This is a genomic window from Saccharothrix sp. 6-C (genome assembly GCF_016695385.1).
Lineage (GTDB): Bacteria > Actinomycetota > Actinomycetes > Mycobacteriales > Pseudonocardiaceae > Actinosynnema > Actinosynnema texasense.
In genome coordinates, this window is record NZ_CP064192.1 from 1,383,128 (window position 1) to 1,398,696 (window position 15,569).

The following is a 15,569-nucleotide window of genomic DNA, read 5'->3' on the forward strand; positions in this document are numbered from 1 at the left end:
CATGCCCGAGGCTGTCATCGTCGCCACCTCGCGCTCGCCGATCGGTCGGGCGCGCAAGGGGTCGCTGGTCGACCTGCGCCCGGACGACCTGGCCGCGCAGATCGTCGCCGCCGCGCTGGACCAGGTCCCGCAGCTGGACCGCGCCGAGCTCACCGACCTGCACCTGGGGTGCGCCGAGCCGCAGGACGAGCACGGCCAGAACGTGGCCAGGCGCATCGCCGTGCAGCTCGGCCTGGACTCCCTGCCCGGCACCACGGTCAACCGGTTCTGCGCGTCGTCCGTGCAGACCGCGCGGATGGCCTTCCACGCCATCAAGGCAGGCGAGGGCCACGCGTTCGTCAGCGCCGGCGTGGAGTGCGTCTCCCGCTACCGGCACGGCGACCCGCACGCCAACCCGCTGTTCGACGCCGCCCGTGAACGCACCCGGCTCACCGCCGAGACCAACGAGCCGTGGCACGACCCGCGTGAGGACGGCGAGCTGCCGGACTACTACATCTCGATGGGCCAGACCGCCGAGAACGTCGCCACCTCGCTCGGCATCAGCCGCCGCGACCAGGACGAGTTCGGCGTCCGCTCGCACAACCTGGCGGAGAAGGCCATCGCGGACGGCTTCTTCGCCCGCGAGATCACCCCGGTCACCCTCCCGGACGGCACGGTGGTCTCCACCGACGACGGCCCGCGCACGGGCGTCACCTACGAAGCCGTGGCGGCGCTCAACCCGTCGTTCCGTCCACAGGGGACCGTCACGCCCGGCAACTGCTGCCCGCTCAACGACGGCGCGGCGGCCGTGGTCGTGATGAGCGACGTGCGGGCCAAGGAGCTCGGCTTGACCCCGTTGGCGCGCATCGTGTCCACCGGCGTGTCCGGTCTCTCGCCGGAGGTCATGGGCCTCGGCCCGGTCGACGCCACCAAGCAGGCGCTCGCGCACGCGAACCTCACCATCGACGACATCGACCTGGTCGAGATCAACGAGGCGTTCGCGGTGCAGGTGCTGGCCAGTCAGCGCGCGCTCGGCATCGACATGGACAAGCTGAACGTGCACGGCGGCGCCATCGCGCTGGGCCACCCGTTCGGCTCCACCGGCGCCCGCATCATGACCACCCTGATCAACGGGATGCGCGCCCGCGACGCCCGGTTCGGGCTGGAGACGATGTGCGTCGGCGGCGGTCAGGGCATGGCGATCATCCTGGAGAGGTTGAGCTGAATGGGAATCCTGGACAAGTTCCGGCTGGACGGGCAGGTCGCGATCGTCACCGGCGCGTCCTCCGGCCTGGGCGTGGCGTTCGCCAAGGGCCTGGCCGAGGCGGGCGCGGACGTCGTGCTCGCCGCCCGGCGGGTGGACCGGCTCGAGGACACCGCGAAGCTCGTGGAGGACACCGGGCGGCGCGCGCTGGTCGTGCAGGCGGACGTGGCGCAGCCGGACGACTGCCGCGAGGTCGCCCGTGCCGCGGCGGAGTTCGGCCCGGTGCGCGTGCTGGTGAACAACGCCGGTGTCGCGTCGGCGGTGCCCGCGTCCCGGGAGACGCCCGAGCAGTTCCTCGGCGTCATGGACGTCAACCTCAACGGCGCGTACTGGATGGCGCAGGCGGCGGCGGCCGTGATGGCGGACGGCGGTTCGATCGTCAACGTCTCCAGCGTGCTGGGCCTGGTCTCCGGCGGGCTGCCGCAGGCCGCGTACTCGGCGTCCAAGGCGGGGCTGCTCGGCCTGACCCGCGACCTGGCGCAGCAGTGGACCGGCCGCAAGGGCATCCGGGTCAACGCGCTCGCGCCCGGCTACTTCGCCTCCGAGATGACCGACCAGTACCCCGAGGGCTACCTCGAAGGGCACATCTCGCGCCTGCCGCTGGGCCGGGTCGGCGACCCGGAGGAACTGGCCGCGGCCGTCGTGTTCCTAGCGTCGGCGGCCGGCGGCTACACCACGGGCGCGACGTTCGTGGTGGACGGCGGCGTCACGCTCGGCGGCTGAATTCCCGACTTGTGACCCACCGCGGCGGCACGGCGATCTAGCCTGCGTAGGCAGGGAAGATCGCCGTTCGCACGGGGGAGTTCCGGTGGTCGTGAGCCGCTCGACCGAAGAGCCCGCATTAGTCGTCCTCGACCCGCCCAGGTCGGTCTTCCGCCGCAAGCGCTTCCTGCTGCCGTTCGGCGTATCGGCGGCCATCGCGCTCGTCGGCGCCTTCGTGCTGTTCGCCAACGGCGTCGCGGCGCTGCCGTTCCAGGGCGTCACGGTCGTCCGCGCCATGATGGCCTCCAAGTCCGAGTTCTTCGCCGACCCGGAGGTCCGCCGCGTCCTGATGGCCAACGGCGTGCAGGTGCACGTGACCGACTCCGGCGGCTCGACGGAGATCGCCAAGGAGCGGGCGAACCCCACGTCGTTCGACTTCGTCATGCCGTCCGGCCAGCTCACCGCGCGGCAGATCCACGACCGGGTGGGCGGCAAGCCGTTCTACCCGTTCACCACGCCGCTGGTCGTCGCCGCCTTCAGCGACTACGCGAAAGCGCTGGCCAAGCGGGGGGTGGCCACACCGCAGGAGGACACCGACGGGCTGTACTACACCCTGGACATGACGAAGTTCGTCATGCTCACGTTGGACGGCGAGACCTGGAACAGCATCCCGGACGGCGGCCTGACGAACGCGAACCAGATCATCGCCCAGTCGCCGGACCCGTGCCGGGCCTACTCCGGCGCCGCCTACCTGGCCGTGGTCGCGTTCGCCGCGAACGACAAGCACGCGCCGACCGCGGCGGAGGCCAAGGCGGTCGCCACGAAGATCAAACCGCTGTTCGAGGTCGAGGGCCAGTTCGGCGCGGGCATCGGCCGCACGTTCTTCTCGCCGGACGGCCGCACGTTCGCCCCGGTCGGCGTCATGTACGAGCACCAGTACCTGGCCTACCAGATCCGCACCAAGGAGCAGACGGGCTCGGTCGACCACGACCGCGTGCTGCTCTACCCCGACGCGCACCACCACGCCGAGCCGTGGCTGATCGCGTTCAGCGAGCAGGGGGAGAAGGTGGGACGCCTGCTGCAGGAGGACTCCCGGCTGCAGCGGCGCGCGTTGGAGCTCGGCTTCCGCCTCGGCCGGGCGGGCAGCGCGTCGGTCGGGACCGTGCTGGACGAACGCGGCATCCCCAAGGGCAACCCCGGCCAGGGCGACACGGAGACGTTCGTGGCCAAGCCCGACGCCCTCGCGACGATGATCGAGGAACTCGGCTCCTGCCCGAGCGGGGTGCCGCTGTGAGGGCTGCCCTGGCCGCGTCGCTCGTGGTCGTGGCGGCGCTGGCCGGCTGCACCACCGCCGCCCCCGAGCCGGTCACGCTGACCGTGCTGGCCAGTTCGGAGCTGGCGGACCTCGCGCCGGTGCTGGCCGACCTGCGCCGTGACACCGGCGTCGAGCTGAAGCTCGACCGGCGCGGCACCGTGCGGGCGAGCGACGACCTGGCGGCGGGCGTCGACCACGACCTCGCCTGGCTGGCCACGAACCGGTACCTGCGGCTGAAGGCGGCGGACCTGCCGCTGTCCACCAGCACGATGATCTCCCCGCTGGTCCTGGGCGTGAAGGCGGGCAAGGCGGACGTGGTGCGCGACGCGTCGTGGGCCGACGTGGCGAGCCGCGCGGCGGCCGGTGAGCTGCGGTTCGGGATGGCCGACCCGAGGGTGTCCGGCAGCGGGATGGCGGCGTTGATCGGGGTGGCCACGGCCGCCGCCGGCACCGGCGCCGCCCTGCGCGCCGAGGACGTCACCTGCGACAAGCTCCAGGGCTTCCTCACCGGACGGGTGTTCGGCGCGGCCGGCGCGGCGGAGGTCGGCGACGAGTACGTGCAGCGGCAGGACGAGGTGGACGCCGTGGTCGCGTACGAGTCGACGGTGCTGTCGCTCAACGCGTCCGGGCAGCTCCGCGAACCGCTGGAGGTCGTGTACCCGAGGGACGGCATCGTGCTGTCCGACTACCCGTTGATGCTGCTGAAACCGGACAAGCGGGCCGCCTACGACCGGGTCGTGGACTGGCTGCGCTCGCCGTCGGCCCAGCGGGCGATCATGGAGCGGACCTTCCGCCGCCCGTCCGACCCGCAGGTGCCGCGCGTGGAGGCGCTGCGCGAGCCGATCGGCACCGCGCTGTACTTCCCGGGCACGCAGGCGGTCGTGGACACCCTGCTCGCCGCCTACGACCGCGCCGGCCAGTCCGGTCGGGTGGTGTTCGTGCTGGACCACTCGACGTCCATGGCGGGCGCGCGGATCGCCGGGCTGCGCGAGGCGTTCGCCACGTTGAGCCGGGCGGGCGGCTTCGACCGGTTCCGGCTGGGCGAGACGGTCGTGCTGGTGCGGTTCGCGGGGACCGTGAAGGAGGAGCGCAGCGTCGTCGTCCGTGGCGCCGCCGACCTGGAGGCGCTGGCCGTCGCCCTGACCTCGGCGGAACTGGCCGACGACGGCACCGCGATCTGGTCGGCCCTCGACCACGCCTACCGGGTCGTCGGCGACGGCACGGTGGTGCTGATGACCGACGGCGAGAACAACGCGGGGATGAGCGCGGACGAGTTCCTGGCCGCGTGGCCGCACCCGCCGGCGCGCACGTACGCGATCCGGTTCGGCGAGGCCGACCCGGTGGAACTGGACCGGGTGGCGCGGGCGACCGGCGGGCGCGTGGTCGACGCGGGCTCGGGGTCGCTGCTGGAAGCGGTGAAGGAGATCCGTGGCTGTCGATAGAGCGCTGTGGTGGTCGGTGTGGTGGCCGTGGGTGGTGCTGTGGGTCGTGACGGCGCTGGCGCTCGCCGCGGCCCTCGGCGTCGGCCTGTGGACGTGGCGGTCGCGGCGCCGGTTCACGCCGTCGCGCGAGGTGCCCGGGTTGACCATCTACCTGCACGAGAAGTCCGTGATGGACCTCTACCAGGTCGGGCGGTACGGCGACGCGATGACCAAGGAGGTCGTGGACCGGGTCGGCGTCACCAAGGACGGCAAGATCGCGTTGAAGGGCCTCGACCTGGGCGTGGAGGGCGCGCGGACGTCCGGGCGCGAGGTCGTGAAGACCTACATCGAGCAGTACGAGCCGATCGCGGTGGTCGGCGTGCTGCTCGACGCGCTGGAGGCGGCGTCCGGGGTCGTGCACGTCGACCTGCGCGACCTGTCCGTGCGCCGGAACACCGCCTTGGAGCAGCACCTCGAACAGCACCAGAAGCACGCCGGCGTGGTGCGGCTGCGGCGGATCGACTCCTACGTGTCGGTGAAGGGCGTGTTCCGGGTGACGTCCGACGGTGACGGCACGACCGTGTTCCTGGCGGCGTTCGGCGACCCGGACGACCCCGAGTCGGGCCCGCAGGTGCGGGTCGAGTGCTACAACGCCGGGCTGCGCGACGACGCCGTGCCCGAGGGCGGGTTCCAGGCGCGGTGCCTGGGCAAGGTGCAGGCGTGGAAGGCGGACGACCAGCACCTCGTCATCCGACCGATCGCGATGTTCCAGTGACCTGGCGTGCGATGCTTGGCCCATGGCATCGGTACCGGAGCGGCTGATCGACGCCGCGACGCGGTTGTTCGCCGACAAGGGCTTCGACCGGGTCGCGGTGCAGGACATCGTGGACCTGGCGGGCGTCACCAAGGGCGCCATGTACCACTACTTCGGGTCCAAGGACGACCTGCTGCACGAGATCTACGGCAGCCTGCTGCGGATGCAGACCGAGCGGCTGGACCACTTCGCGTCCGGGTCCGCGCCGGTGGCCGAGCGGCTGCACGCGGCGGCGGTCGACGTCGTGGTCACGTCGGTGGACAACTTCGACCAGGCGCGCGTGTACTTCCGCTCGGCCGACCACCTGGCCGAGGACAAGCGGCTCGAGATGCGGGCGGAACGGCGGCGCTACCACGAGCGGTTCCGGTCGCTGGTGGAGGAGGGGCAGGCCGCCGGCGTGTTCCGCGCGGACGTGCCCGCGGACCTGACCGTGCACTACTTCTTCGGCACCGTGCACCACCTCGGCCAGTGGTACAGCGCCGACGGCCCGTTGTCGGCCAAGCAGGTGGGACGCCACTTCGCGGACCTGCTGCTGGCGTCCCTGCGTCCCGTTCCGGGGGGTTCTTCGTGAAGTCCGACCTGCACCGCTACCTGCGCACGGCGCGCGAGGCGATGCTGTGGAAGCTGGAGGGCGCGTCGACCTACGACGTGCGCCGTCCGTTGACGCCGACCGGCACGAACCTGCTGGGCCTGGTCAAGCACCTGGCCGCGATGGAGGTCGGCTACTTCGGCGACACGTTCGACCGGCCGTTCGGCGAGCGGTTCGAGTGGATGGGCGAGGACGCCGAGCCCAACGCGGACATGTGGGCCACCGCCGACGAGTCGCGTGAGGACGTCGTCGGGCTCTACCGGCGGGCGTGCGGGCACGCGGACGCAACGATCGACGCGCTGGACCTGGAGTCGGCCGGCGAGGTGCCGTGGTGGTCGCGGGAGCGCCGGGCGGTCACCCTGCACCTCGTGCTGGTCCACATGATCGCGGAGACCAACCGCCACGCGGGGCACGCCGACATCGTGCGCGAGCTGGTCGACGGCGCGGCGGGCCTGCGCCCGGACAACGACAACATGCCGTCGGTGGAGTGGGAGACCTACCGCGCGAAGCTGGAGAAGGTCGCCCGCGACGCCGACCGCTAGCCCGAGACGCCGACCGCTAGACCGCGTCGCCGAAGCCTGGTCGTTCTGCCGGCTCCGCGCCGACGCGCGGCCGGAGCGGGCGCCTCCTCGGCGGGGCCCCCGCTCCAGCCGTCGGGTTCAGGCGGCCGGAACCAGCAGGACCACGGTGTCCGCGACGCACCCCGGTTTCGGGTTGCCCTCGATCTCGACGGTCACCTTCACCACGGCCTGCTTGCCCTGCGCCACGTCGGTGATCTCCACCAGCTCGGCGCCGGCCCGCACCCGCGACCCGACGACGACCGGGCTCGGGAAGCGCACCTTGTTCAACCCGTAGTTCACGCCCATCGCCAGCCCCTGCACCGTGTAGATGTCCCGCACCAGCAACGGGATCAGCGACAGCGTCAGGTAGCCGTGCGCGACGGGAGCGCCGAACGGCCCCGCGGCGGCCTTCTCCAGGTCGACGTGGATCCACTGGTGGTCGCCGGTGGCGTCGGCGAACAGGCCGATCTCCGCCTGCGTGATCTCGTGCCACTCGCCGTGGCCGAGGTGCTCGCCCTCGGCGGCGGCCAGTTCCTCCAGGTCAGCGAATACCCGCATGTCAGTCCTTCGGTCCGCCGGCGACGTAGACGACCTGACCGGACACGAACCCGGCCCCTTCACTGACCAGGAACGACGCCGTGTGCGCGATGTCCTCGGGCGTGCCGACGCGCTGCACGGGGATCGCCGCGGCCGCGCCCTTCTTGAAGTCCTCGAAGTCGATGCCGACCCGGGCGGCCGTCGCGGCGGTCATGTCGGTCGCGATGAACCCGGGCGCGATCGCGTTCACCGTCACGTTGAACTTGCCCAGCTCGATCGCCAACGTCTTGGTGAACCCCTGCAGGCCCGCCTTGGCGGCCGAGTAGTTCGCCTGGCCCCGGTTGCCCAGCGCCGACGTGCTGGACAGGTTGACGATCCGGCCCCACTTCGCCTCGGTCTGGAACTTCTGCACCGCCCGGCTCATCAGGAACGTGCCGCGCAGGTGGACGTTGATCACCGCGTCCCAGTCGTCGTCGGTCATCTTGAACAGCAGGTTGTCCCGCAGGATGCCCGCGTTGTTGACCAGGACGGTCGGCGCGCCGAGCTCGTCGGCCACCCGCTGCACGGCCGCGTCCACCGCCGCGCTGTCGCTGACGTCGACGCCCACCGCGATGGCGGTCCCGCCGGAGGCCTTGATCTTCTCCACGGCCTCGGCGCAGCTGCCCTCGTCGAGGTCGAGCAGCGCGACGGCCAGGCCGTCCTGCGCGAGCCGCGTGGCTACGGCGGCGCCGATGCCGCGTGCGGCACCGGTGACGATGGCCACCCGTGCGTCCGTCTCGGCCACGGTCAGTCCTCCTTGATCTGCGGGCCTAAGCAACCGCTTAGTAACCTACCGGCGACGTCGCCTTGACGCCAGAGCGTGTCAGGAGAACCATACCGACTGGTCGGAATGTCAGCCAGAGGAGGCGCGGTGGAGTTCTCGGGCAAGGTCGCACTGGTCATCGGAGCCGCGAACGGCATCGGCGCGGGAGTGGCCCGCCGCCTCGCCGCCGCCGGCGCGTCCGTCGTCGTCGCCGACGTGGACGACGCGCGGGGCGAAGCCGTGGCCGACGAGGTGGGCGGCGTGTACGCGCACTGCGACGTGCGCGACCCCCGGCAGAACGAGGCGGCGGTCGCGACGGCCGTGGCGCGGTTCGGCGGGCTCGACATCGCCGTGCTCAACGCGGGCATCGCCACCGGCTTCGGCCTGGGCGACGACTTCGACGCCGAGCGGTACCGCACGGTCATGGGCATCAACCTCGACGGTGTCGTGTTCGGCGCGCACGCGGCGTTGCCCGAGCTGAAGAAGCGGGGCGGACGCATCGTCGCCACCGCCAGCATGGCCGGTCTGATGGCCATGCCCATGGACCCCCTCTACGGCGCGAACAAGGCCGCCGTCGTCGGACTGGTCCGCGGCCTGGGCCCGGTCGCCGCCGCCGACGGCGTCACCGTCAACGCGGTGTGCCCGTCCTTCGCCGACACCGCCATCATCACCGGCTTCAAGTCCACCCTGGAGTCCGCGGGGATGCCGGTCATGAGCGTGGACGACGTGGTCGACGCGTTCGTCTCCGTGTTGCGCGAAGGCAAACCAGGTGAATGCTGGTTCGTGCAGGCCGGACGCCCCAGCGCGCCGTTCACCTTCCCCAACCCGCCCGGCCCGCGCACCGCCACCGGCGAACGCGTGCGGCTCGAGCACGACCCGATCGCCAAGGAGAACTGACCACCGTGCGCGCCATCCAGATCACCGAGTTCGGCGGACCCGAGGTCCTCAACGAGGTCGAGCTGCCCGACCCCGTCGCCGGGGAGGGCGAACTGCTCGTCGACGTCAGCCGCGCGGGCCTCAACTACGCCGACACCCACCAGGCCGAGAACTCCTACCTGTCGAAGATGGAGCTGCCGATGGTGCCCGGCGGCGAGGTCGTCGGCACGGCGGGCGAGCGGCGCGTGGTCGGCCTGACCAACTTCGGCGGCTACGCGCAGAAGGCCGTGGTGCCCGAGGCGACCGCGTTCGACGTGCCGGACGGCGTGGACGACCTGACCGCGTTGAGCCTCGTCGTGCAGGGCGCGACGGCCTGGCTGCTGCTGCGTCGCAGCGCGCACCTGGAGCCGGGGGAGAGCGTCGTCGTGCACGCGGCGGCCGGCGGTGTCGGGTCGCTGGCCGTGCAGCTGGCGAAGAAGTGGGGCGCGGGCCGCGTCATCGCCACCGCCAGCACCGAGGACAAGCGCGCGCTGGCGCTGGACCTCGGCGCGGACGTCGCCGTCGACTCCACCGCGGAGAACATGACCGACGTGCTGCGCGAGGCCAACGGCGGCCGGCGGGTCGACGTCGTGCTCGACATGACGGGCGGCACGGTGACCGACCAGAGCCTCGCCGCGCTGGCGCCGTTCGGCCGGCTCGCGTTCTACGGGATGGCCAGCCGGGAACAGCCGACGCCCGTCGCGCCGGGCAAGCTGCTGGTCAAGTCGGCCGCCATCGCGGGCATGTGGCTGCCGCACGCGTTCAAGCTGCCCGGCCGCGTCGTGCACCGGGCCATGGGCGAGCTGTTCGACCTGGTCTTGGCGGGCGACCTGCGCGCCGTGCCGGGCGGCGAGTACGGGATGTCCGAGGTGCGCCGCGCGCATGAGGACCTGCGCGCCCGCCGCACCACCGGCAAACTCGTCCTCGACCCGTCACGCTGACCAGGCCGGCCGGGACTGCCGGCGCCGGTGGTCGTCCGGGACCGGGTCATGCGCGCCGACGGCGAAATGGTGCGACTCGCCGTGTCGTACCTGCCGGTCGGGATCGCCGGCGGCACCCGGCTCGAAGACGCCGACACCGGCCCGGCGGGGCCTACGCGCGAGTAGCGAGCGCTACCAGCTCGTCCACCGGATTGACGCCGACTGACGCGGAGCACGGGCCTGGGACACGCAGAACGGGTGCCGTTGCTCACGGCACGGCACCCGTTCGGCAGTGGGATCAGTCGCTCAGTTCGGCCAGAGCGGCCTTGACCTTCGCGAGCTCGGCTTCCAGCTCTTCCATCCGCGTGCGGTGCTGGGCGCGGGCCGTCTCGATGACCTCGTCGATGCCGCCCGCGATGTCGTCGTGCAGCTCCTTGGCCGCCCGCGACACCGCCGCGGCCGAGATGGCCAGGCCCTGGACGACCCGCTTGGTGCCGTGCACCAGGTCGGCCTGCCACTCGCCGTCGGCGGTCCCGGTGACGGTCAGCGTCAGCTCGACCGTGCGGGTCTTCTTGGCCGTCGACTTGGGCCGCTTCACCGGCTTGGCCTCGGCCTCCGCGGGCTGTTCGGCCTGCTCTGCCTGTGCCACGGGTGCGACCTCCTGCTGCACGGGTGCGGCGGGCGCCTCGGCGTCCACCGTCTCTTCCTGCTCCACGAGCGTGTCCGCCTGCACGTTCTCGTTGTCCTCTCTGCGCATCCGGCTCGACCCGGCGTGATCATAGAACACGTGTTCGATGGTGGGTCGATTGCCCCGCACAGCGTAGGGTGTCGGCCTTGTGAGTGGTTGGAGGGACTTCCCCGCTCGCCGGTTCTTGGACCGGTTGAGCGACGAACTCGGTATCGCGGCGGTGCTGGCGCCTGGCGTCCTGGCGCCCGGGGTGCTGGCGGCGATCGACCAGCACGGCGCGGCGGTGCGCGACATCCTCGCGTTCGGCGTGCCCGCGGCGGCGGTGGCCGGCGCGGTGCTGCTGGCCGGGTACGCCAAGGGTGTGCTCGACGAGGCGCAGGCGCACGGCTGGACACCGCCGGCGATCGTGGACTGGGCGAACGCGGACTGGCTGACGCTGAGACTGGCCTCCGTCTGCCACCTCGCCCGGCGTGACGAGCCGGCACTCGAAGCCTGAACCCCGGCTCCTCACGCCGCCGAGCCTGACCGGCGCTCACTCCGAGCGGTCCGATTCGAGCCGGTCATATCGACCGATTCATTTCCGCATTTCCCCATGCGCGGGATCAGCCGGCCGTTTTTGTCGGTGGTCGCCGGCAAAATAAAAGCAGGGGTCCCCTGGGCGAGGACCCCTGCGTAGCGTTCGGGTGAGGCGTTCAGCCGGTGGCGGGTGCGCCGCCGGTGGTGGTGGAGGTCAGCGCTGCTCGCCGGGCGGGAACTGGCCCGGGTGCGGCTGGACCGGCCGGGTCGGCTGGACGGTGGACGGTCCCGGCTGCATCGGGGTGCCGACCGGCGGCGTCGGCATGCTCGCCGCGTGCGCCGGCGTCTCGCTCATCCGGGTGGTCTGCTCGGCCGGCGACACGCCCTGAGCCGTCCGCTGGACGTCCTCACGGCCGCGCTGGTAGGCCTCCGCCTGGGCCTTGGCCTGCGGCGCCTCGTTCTCGGCCTTCGTCAGCCAGCCCTCCCACCGCTGCTGCATCGGCTTGATCAGGCCGCCGCCCACACCGATGACCGCGATACCGCCGACCGTGGCCAGGATGGTGATCAGGATCGGGGTGGTGACGGTGGTGGCGACGCCGATCTGGTTCAGCGCCGCGATCACGCCGAGCGCGATGATGAACCACGAGGCGGCCTTGCCGAGCGTCGGCCCGTAGGACAGCCCGCCGAGCGCGCGCGTGGCGATGTCCTGCACGGCCCGCGCGACGGCGAAGGCCACCACGATGATCACGATCGCCACGATCGCCCGCGGCAACCAGGCGACGATCTCGGTCAACAGGGTGCTCACCGGGTTCGAGCCGAAGACCCCGAACGCGATCTGCAACGCGATCAGCAGCACGGCGTAGTACACGATCTGCGCGACCAGTCCCGAGGCGTCGAACTTGGACCGCGCCATCGCGTCGCCGAGCCCGCCGCGCTGCACGGCGCGGTCGAAGTGCAGGCGGTCCAGCAGCTTGTGCACCGCCGCGCGCAGCACCCGGGCGACGATCCACCCGATGAGCAGCACGACGATGAACCCGACGAGTTTCGGCAGGAAGGTCACCACGTTGCGCAGGGCGTCACCGGTGGCGTCACCGATGCCTTGAGCCTGCGCCGTCTGCACGGCGAGCAGGGTTTCCATCGTCTACGACCTCCTCGGACGACCGGTTCGTCTCCAGCAACCGGCTACCCGAGGTGGCCACACCAAACCTGTTGTCCCCCGACCGGGTGACGCCGATCCGGTGCACTGTGAAACGCGCTGGTCAGGCCAGACCGGAGGGGGCGGGCGTCACGACCCGTCCGGCGGCAGGCGGACCGTCCGGTCCACCTCCACGTGCGCGACACCGGGCACGGCACCGAGCAGGTCGCCCACACCCGGCGCGACCGACCCGGTGACCACGCCCAACCCCTCCAGCACCTGCTCGACCACCATCCCGGCGTCGCGCAACGCCGAGACGACGGCCGGCAGGTCCGCCGCGCTGCCGTCGGCGACCGAGACCACGACCTTGTCCACGGGCGCCTCCGTCAGGGGCTCAGGGAGCTTGCACCAATCCTGCACCCACGTCCGTGGAAGGCAAGCCCAGTCGACGACCGGTCTGCGCCAACCGCGCCCACAGCTCCCACCCGCGCGCGTTGTGCTTCTCCGCGATGAGCGCCGCGACGCCCGCGACGTGCGGTGTGGCCATGCTCGTGCCCTGGATGCGCTTGTGCGGGCCCAGGCCGCCGTCGTCCTTGTTCCAGCTGGAGTAGATGTCCACACCGGGGCCGACGATGTCGACCTGGCCCACGCTGTCGACCGTCCCGCAGGAGAAGAACGCGATGGCCCGCTGCACGTCCACCGCGCCGACGGACAGGATCGACGGGCAGTTGGCCGGGTGCCCGACCGGCGCGACCTTGCCCGGCCGGTTGCTCTCGTTGCCCGCCGCCGCGATGATCAACGTGCCCTTGGCCATGGCGCGCGTGGCGGCCTGCTCGAAGACCTGCGAGTACGGCGTGCCCGGCCGCACGCTCGCGCCCAGCGACATCGAGACGACCGCGCAGCCGTTGGCGATGGCCCACTCGATGCCCGCCAGGATGCCGCTGTCGGAGCCGCTGCCCTGGTTCGACAGCACCTTGCCCGCATAGATCTCGGCCTCGTGCGCCACGCCGTACCCGGGCCCGCCACTGGCGGCTTTGCGCGGGCCCGCGGCGGAGCCGATGCAGTGCGTGCCGTGGCCGTGGGCGTCGTCCACCGTCTCACCGGCGATGAACGACTGCGTCATCACGGCGCGGCCCGCGAAGTCGGGGTGCGCGACGGTGAAACCGGTGTCGAGCACGGCGATGCGCACGCCCTTGCCGGTGGCGGAGCTGATGCTCGCGCCGACGGCCTGCAAGCCCCACGTGAACACGGACTCGTCCACGGCGGGCGCCGCGGCCTGGTCGACGCCCGTGTCCGGCGGCGCGGTGTAGGCGTGCACGACCCGTTCGGCCTCGACCACGGAGATCGGGCCCGGCGCGTCGGCGGCCCGGGTCAGCTGCTGGACCTGGTCCGGCGTCGCGTTGACCACGGCGATGCCGAGGTCCTGGAAGATGACGCCGTCGGCGGCGGCCAGCTCGGCCCTCGTGGCCGAGTCCGCGGTGCTCGCCGCGCTGATCCCGGCGACCCGGTTCATCTCCCGCGCGCCCGCCGCGACCGACTTGTCGTCGAGGAGCACGAGGTAGCGGCCGGTGGTTTCGGCGTCCGTTGGTTGTGACATGACGACCCCCTTCGGGGTTGGACGGCAGTCAGGTGTAACCCCGGAGCACGCCCGGGCTCAATCGGCCGGAAGAGTTGGCCGCGAGCCCGAGCGTGTTCGTATGCCGTAGTGGAGCCGTCAGCACCCGAAGAGATACAGGTCAGGCGGTCGCCGGAGCCGTACCACGCTTTCGGGTGAACTTCTTGGCCAGTGGTTCGACGACCCGCGCCGCGACCGGGCCCAGCACCGCCATGAGCAGCACGTAAGCCGTCGCCAACGCCGCCAGCTGCTGGTCCACCGCGCCGGACGCCACCGTCAACGACGCGATCACGATCGAGAACTCGCCGCGCGCCACCAGCGCCGCCCCGGCCCGCGCCCGACCCATCCGCCCGATGCCCTGCCGCCGTGCCGCCCACCACCCGGTGGCGACCTTCGTCAGCGTCGTCACCACGGCCAGCGCCACCGCGAGCGCCAGCACCGGCGGGATCGACGCCGGATCGGTGTTCAGGCCGAACACCACGAAGAACATCGCCGCGAACAGGTCCCGCAGCGGTTCCAGCATCCGGGTGGCGTTCTCCGCCGTCGACCCCGAGATGGCGATGCCGAGCAGGAACGCGCCCACCGCCGCCGACACCTGCAGCTCCGAGGCCACCCCGGCGACCAGCAGCGCCGCGCCGAGCACCTTGAGCAGGAACACCTCCGGGTCGGGGCTGTCGACCAGCGCCGACACGTACCGGCCGAACTTCAGCGCGATCACCAGCACGACCGTGATCGCGGCCAGCGAGATGCCCACCGCGGTCAACCCGCCGGCGAAGCTCACGCCCGCCAGCACGGCCGTCAGGATCGGCAGGTACACCGCCATCGCCAGGTCCTCGAACACCAGCACCGACAGCACCACCGGGGTCTCCCGGTTGCCCAGCCGGCCCAGGTCCCCGAGGACCTTCGCGATGATCCCGGACGACGAGATGTAGGTGACGCCGCCCATCGCCAGCGCCCCGAGCGGACCCCAGCCCAGGATCAGCGCCGCGATCACGCCCGGCGTCGCGTTCAGCACGATGTCCATGAGCCCGGCCGTCCACGACCGCTTGAGGCCCGTCACCAGCTCGGCGGCCGAGTACTCCAGGCCGAGCAGGAGCAGCAGGAGGATCACGCCGATCTCGCTGGAGATGTGCGTGAACGCTTCGATGCCGTGCAACGGCACCAGGCCGCCCTGCCCGAAGGCCAGGCCGCCGATCAGGTAGAGCGGGATCGGGGAGATGCCGATCCGCCACGCCATCTTGCCGAGCAGGCCCAGCCCGAAGAAGACCGCGCCGAGTTGGATCAGTGCGAGTGCGGTGCTGTGCAAGGTGTTCAGCCACCGCCCAGGAGCTCGGCCGCGGCGCCGAGGCCGTCCGCCGTGCCGACCACGACCACGAGGTCGCCGCCGCCGAAGACGAAGTCCGGGCGCGGCGACGGGTGCACCGAACCCGCGCGCACGACGGCCACGATGGACGCGCCGGTGCGGGTGCGCAGCTCGGTCTCGGCCAGCGGGCTGCCGTCGAACCGGGAGCCGGGCACGATCGGGAACTGCTTGGTGGAGATGCCCGCGACCTCGCGGTGCTGCTCCTGCAGGTGCGCGACGAGCTGCGGCGAGCCGAGCAGCCCGGCGAGGGTGCTCGCCTCGGCGGGGGTCAGCGGTATCGACGCCGTGCAGTCGTCGGGATCGTCCAACGACGAGACGATCAGCTCGAACTTGCCGTCACGGTGGGTGATCACCCCGATCCGACGGCCCGCGCGGATCATGAAGTCCTGACGGGTGCCGATCCCCGGAAGCGGCGTCACCTCGACGTTCACAGC

The 15,569-nt window shown here is 71.9% G+C and carries 18 protein-coding genes; 10 read left to right on the top strand and 8 right to left on the bottom strand.

Annotation, left to right across the window (positions count from 1 at the left end; genetic code table 11):
• The first annotated feature begins 1 nt into the window (after window position 1).
• From IOD16_RS06505 to IOD16_RS06535, 7 genes are all read left to right on the top strand, one after another.
• Window positions 2-1,204 carry an acetyl-CoA C-acetyltransferase gene (locus tag IOD16_RS06505; RefSeq protein ID WP_201439288.1) on the top strand — a complete coding sequence of 401 codons (1,203 nt, stop codon included), beginning with the start codon at window positions 2-4 and terminating at the stop codon, window positions 1,202-1,204.
• The gene (locus IOD16_RS06510) at window positions 1,205-1,966 is read left to right on the top strand and encodes an SDR family NAD(P)-dependent oxidoreductase (RefSeq protein ID WP_201439289.1); all 762 of its coding nucleotides are present in this window, start codon (window positions 1,205-1,207) and stop codon (window positions 1,964-1,966) included. It begins immediately after the preceding gene.
• A 91-nt stretch (window positions 1,967-2,057) separates the two neighbouring features.
• The gene (locus tag IOD16_RS06515; RefSeq protein ID WP_201439290.1) at window positions 2,058-3,239 is read left to right on the top strand and encodes a hypothetical protein; all 1,182 of its coding nucleotides are present in this window, start codon (window positions 2,058-2,060) and stop codon (window positions 3,237-3,239) included.
• Entirely contained in the window at window positions 3,236-4,702 is a 1,467-nt protein-coding gene (locus IOD16_RS06520; protein WP_201439291.1) for a vWA domain-containing protein, read from the top strand. Before IOD16_RS06515 ends, IOD16_RS06520 begins: the two co-directional genes overlap by 4 nt.
• Window positions 4,689-5,456, top strand: coding sequence for a hypothetical protein (locus IOD16_RS06525; protein ID WP_123743174.1), 768 nt, complete (start codon window positions 4,689-4,691; stop codon window positions 5,454-5,456). Before IOD16_RS06520 ends, IOD16_RS06525 begins: the two co-directional genes overlap by 14 nt.
• Window positions 5,457-5,478: 22 nt before the next feature.
• Entirely contained in the window at window positions 5,479-6,066 is a 588-nt protein-coding gene (locus IOD16_RS06530; protein WP_201439292.1) for a TetR/AcrR family transcriptional regulator, read from the top strand.
• Window positions 6,063-6,626, top strand: a complete 564-nt coding sequence (locus IOD16_RS06535; protein ID WP_268957685.1) for a DinB family protein — start codon at window positions 6,063-6,065, stop codon at window positions 6,624-6,626. Before IOD16_RS06530 ends, IOD16_RS06535 begins: the two co-directional genes overlap by 4 nt.
• A 117-nt stretch (window positions 6,627-6,743) precedes the next feature.
• On the opposite strand, the gene IOD16_RS06540 is transcribed toward IOD16_RS06535, so the two are convergent.
• Window positions 6,744-7,202, bottom strand: coding sequence for a MaoC family dehydratase (locus IOD16_RS06540; protein WP_123743172.1), 459 nt, complete (start codon window positions 7,200-7,202; stop codon window positions 6,744-6,746).
• Between the two features lies 1 nt (window position 7,203).
• Entirely contained in the window at window positions 7,204-7,965 is a 762-nt protein-coding gene (gene fabG, locus IOD16_RS06545; RefSeq protein WP_201439293.1) for a 3-oxoacyl-ACP reductase FabG, read from the bottom strand.
• A gap of 105 nt (window positions 7,966-8,070) precedes the next feature.
• On the opposite strand from fabG, the gene IOD16_RS06550 reads away from it, so the two are divergent.
• Window positions 8,071-8,880 (top strand): SDR family NAD(P)-dependent oxidoreductase, encoded by an 810-nt coding sequence (locus IOD16_RS06550; protein WP_201439294.1) that lies wholly within the window; start codon window positions 8,071-8,073, stop codon window positions 8,878-8,880.
• A 5-nt stretch (window positions 8,881-8,885) separates the two neighbouring features.
• Complete coding sequence (locus IOD16_RS06555) at window positions 8,886-9,839, top strand: quinone oxidoreductase family protein (RefSeq protein ID WP_123743169.1); 954 nt, start codon at window positions 8,886-8,888, stop codon at window positions 9,837-9,839.
• A gap of 277 nt (window positions 9,840-10,116) precedes the next feature.
• Here IOD16_RS06555 and IOD16_RS06560 read toward each other — a convergent pair whose 3' ends face one another.
• Complete coding sequence (locus tag IOD16_RS06560) at window positions 10,117-10,575, bottom strand: DUF6319 family protein (protein WP_442978112.1); 459 nt, start codon at window positions 10,573-10,575, stop codon at window positions 10,117-10,119.
• 124 nt (window positions 10,576-10,699) lie between these two features.
• Here IOD16_RS06560 and IOD16_RS06565 point away from each other — a divergent pair, with 124 nt between their 5' ends.
• Entirely contained in the window at window positions 10,700-11,002 is a 303-nt protein-coding gene (locus IOD16_RS06565) for a DUF6401 family natural product biosynthesis protein (protein ID WP_236594786.1), read from the top strand.
• Window positions 11,003-11,236: 234 nt separating this feature from the next.
• Here IOD16_RS06565 and IOD16_RS06570 read toward each other — a convergent pair whose 3' ends face one another.
• From IOD16_RS06570 to IOD16_RS06590, 5 genes are all read right to left on the bottom strand, one after another.
• The gene (locus IOD16_RS06570) at window positions 11,237-12,160 is read right to left on the bottom strand and encodes a mechanosensitive ion channel family protein (RefSeq protein WP_201439297.1); all 924 of its coding nucleotides are present in this window, start codon (window positions 12,158-12,160) and stop codon (window positions 11,237-11,239) included.
• Window positions 12,161-12,307: 147 nt separating this feature from the next.
• Window positions 12,308-12,532: a hypothetical protein gene (locus tag IOD16_RS06575; RefSeq protein WP_201439298.1), complete on the bottom strand. Its 225-nt coding sequence runs from the start codon at window positions 12,530-12,532 to the stop codon at window positions 12,308-12,310.
• Between the two features lie 19 nt (window positions 12,533-12,551).
• Window positions 12,552-13,754, bottom strand: coding sequence for a S8 family serine peptidase (locus tag IOD16_RS06580; protein ID WP_201439299.1), 1,203 nt, complete (start codon window positions 13,752-13,754; stop codon window positions 12,552-12,554).
• A 139-nt stretch (window positions 13,755-13,893) separates the two neighbouring features.
• Window positions 13,894-15,078, bottom strand: a complete 1,185-nt coding sequence (locus tag IOD16_RS06585; RefSeq protein ID WP_201439300.1) for a cation:proton antiporter — start codon at window positions 15,076-15,078, stop codon at window positions 13,894-13,896.
• Between the two features lie 5 nt (window positions 15,079-15,083).
• Window positions 15,084-15,566, bottom strand: coding sequence for a cation:proton antiporter regulatory subunit (locus IOD16_RS06590; protein ID WP_170185059.1), 483 nt, complete (start codon window positions 15,564-15,566; stop codon window positions 15,084-15,086).
• Between the last annotated feature and the right edge of the window lie 3 nt (window positions 15,567-15,569).

Coding starts and splice junctions, on each gene's coding strand:
- IOD16_RS06505 (WP_201439288.1), top strand. CDS start 2: ATGCCCGAGGCTGTCATCGTCGCCACCTCGCGCTCGCCGATCGGTCGG.
- IOD16_RS06510 (WP_201439289.1), top strand. CDS start 1,205: ATGGGAATCCTGGACAAGTTCCGGCTGGACGGGCAGGTCGCGATCGTC.
- IOD16_RS06530 (WP_201439292.1), top strand. CDS start 5,479: ATGGCATCGGTACCGGAGCGGCTGATCGACGCCGCGACGCGGTTGTTC.
- IOD16_RS06540 (WP_123743172.1), bottom strand. CDS start 7,202: ATGCGGGTATTCGCTGACCTGGAGGAACTGGCCGCCGCCGAGGGCGAG.
- IOD16_RS06550 (WP_201439294.1), top strand. CDS start 8,071: ATGTCAGCCAGAGGAGGCGCGGTGGAGTTCTCGGGCAAGGTCGCACTG.
- IOD16_RS06560 (WP_442978112.1), bottom strand. CDS start 10,575: ATGCGCAGAGAGGACAACGAGAACGTGCAGGCGGACACGCTCGTGGAG.
- IOD16_RS06570 (WP_201439297.1), bottom strand. CDS start 12,160: ATGGAAACCCTGCTCGCCGTGCAGACGGCGCAGGCTCAAGGCATCGGT.
- IOD16_RS06580 (WP_201439299.1), bottom strand. CDS start 13,754: ATGTCACAACCAACGGACGCCGAAACCACCGGCCGCTACCTCGTGCTC.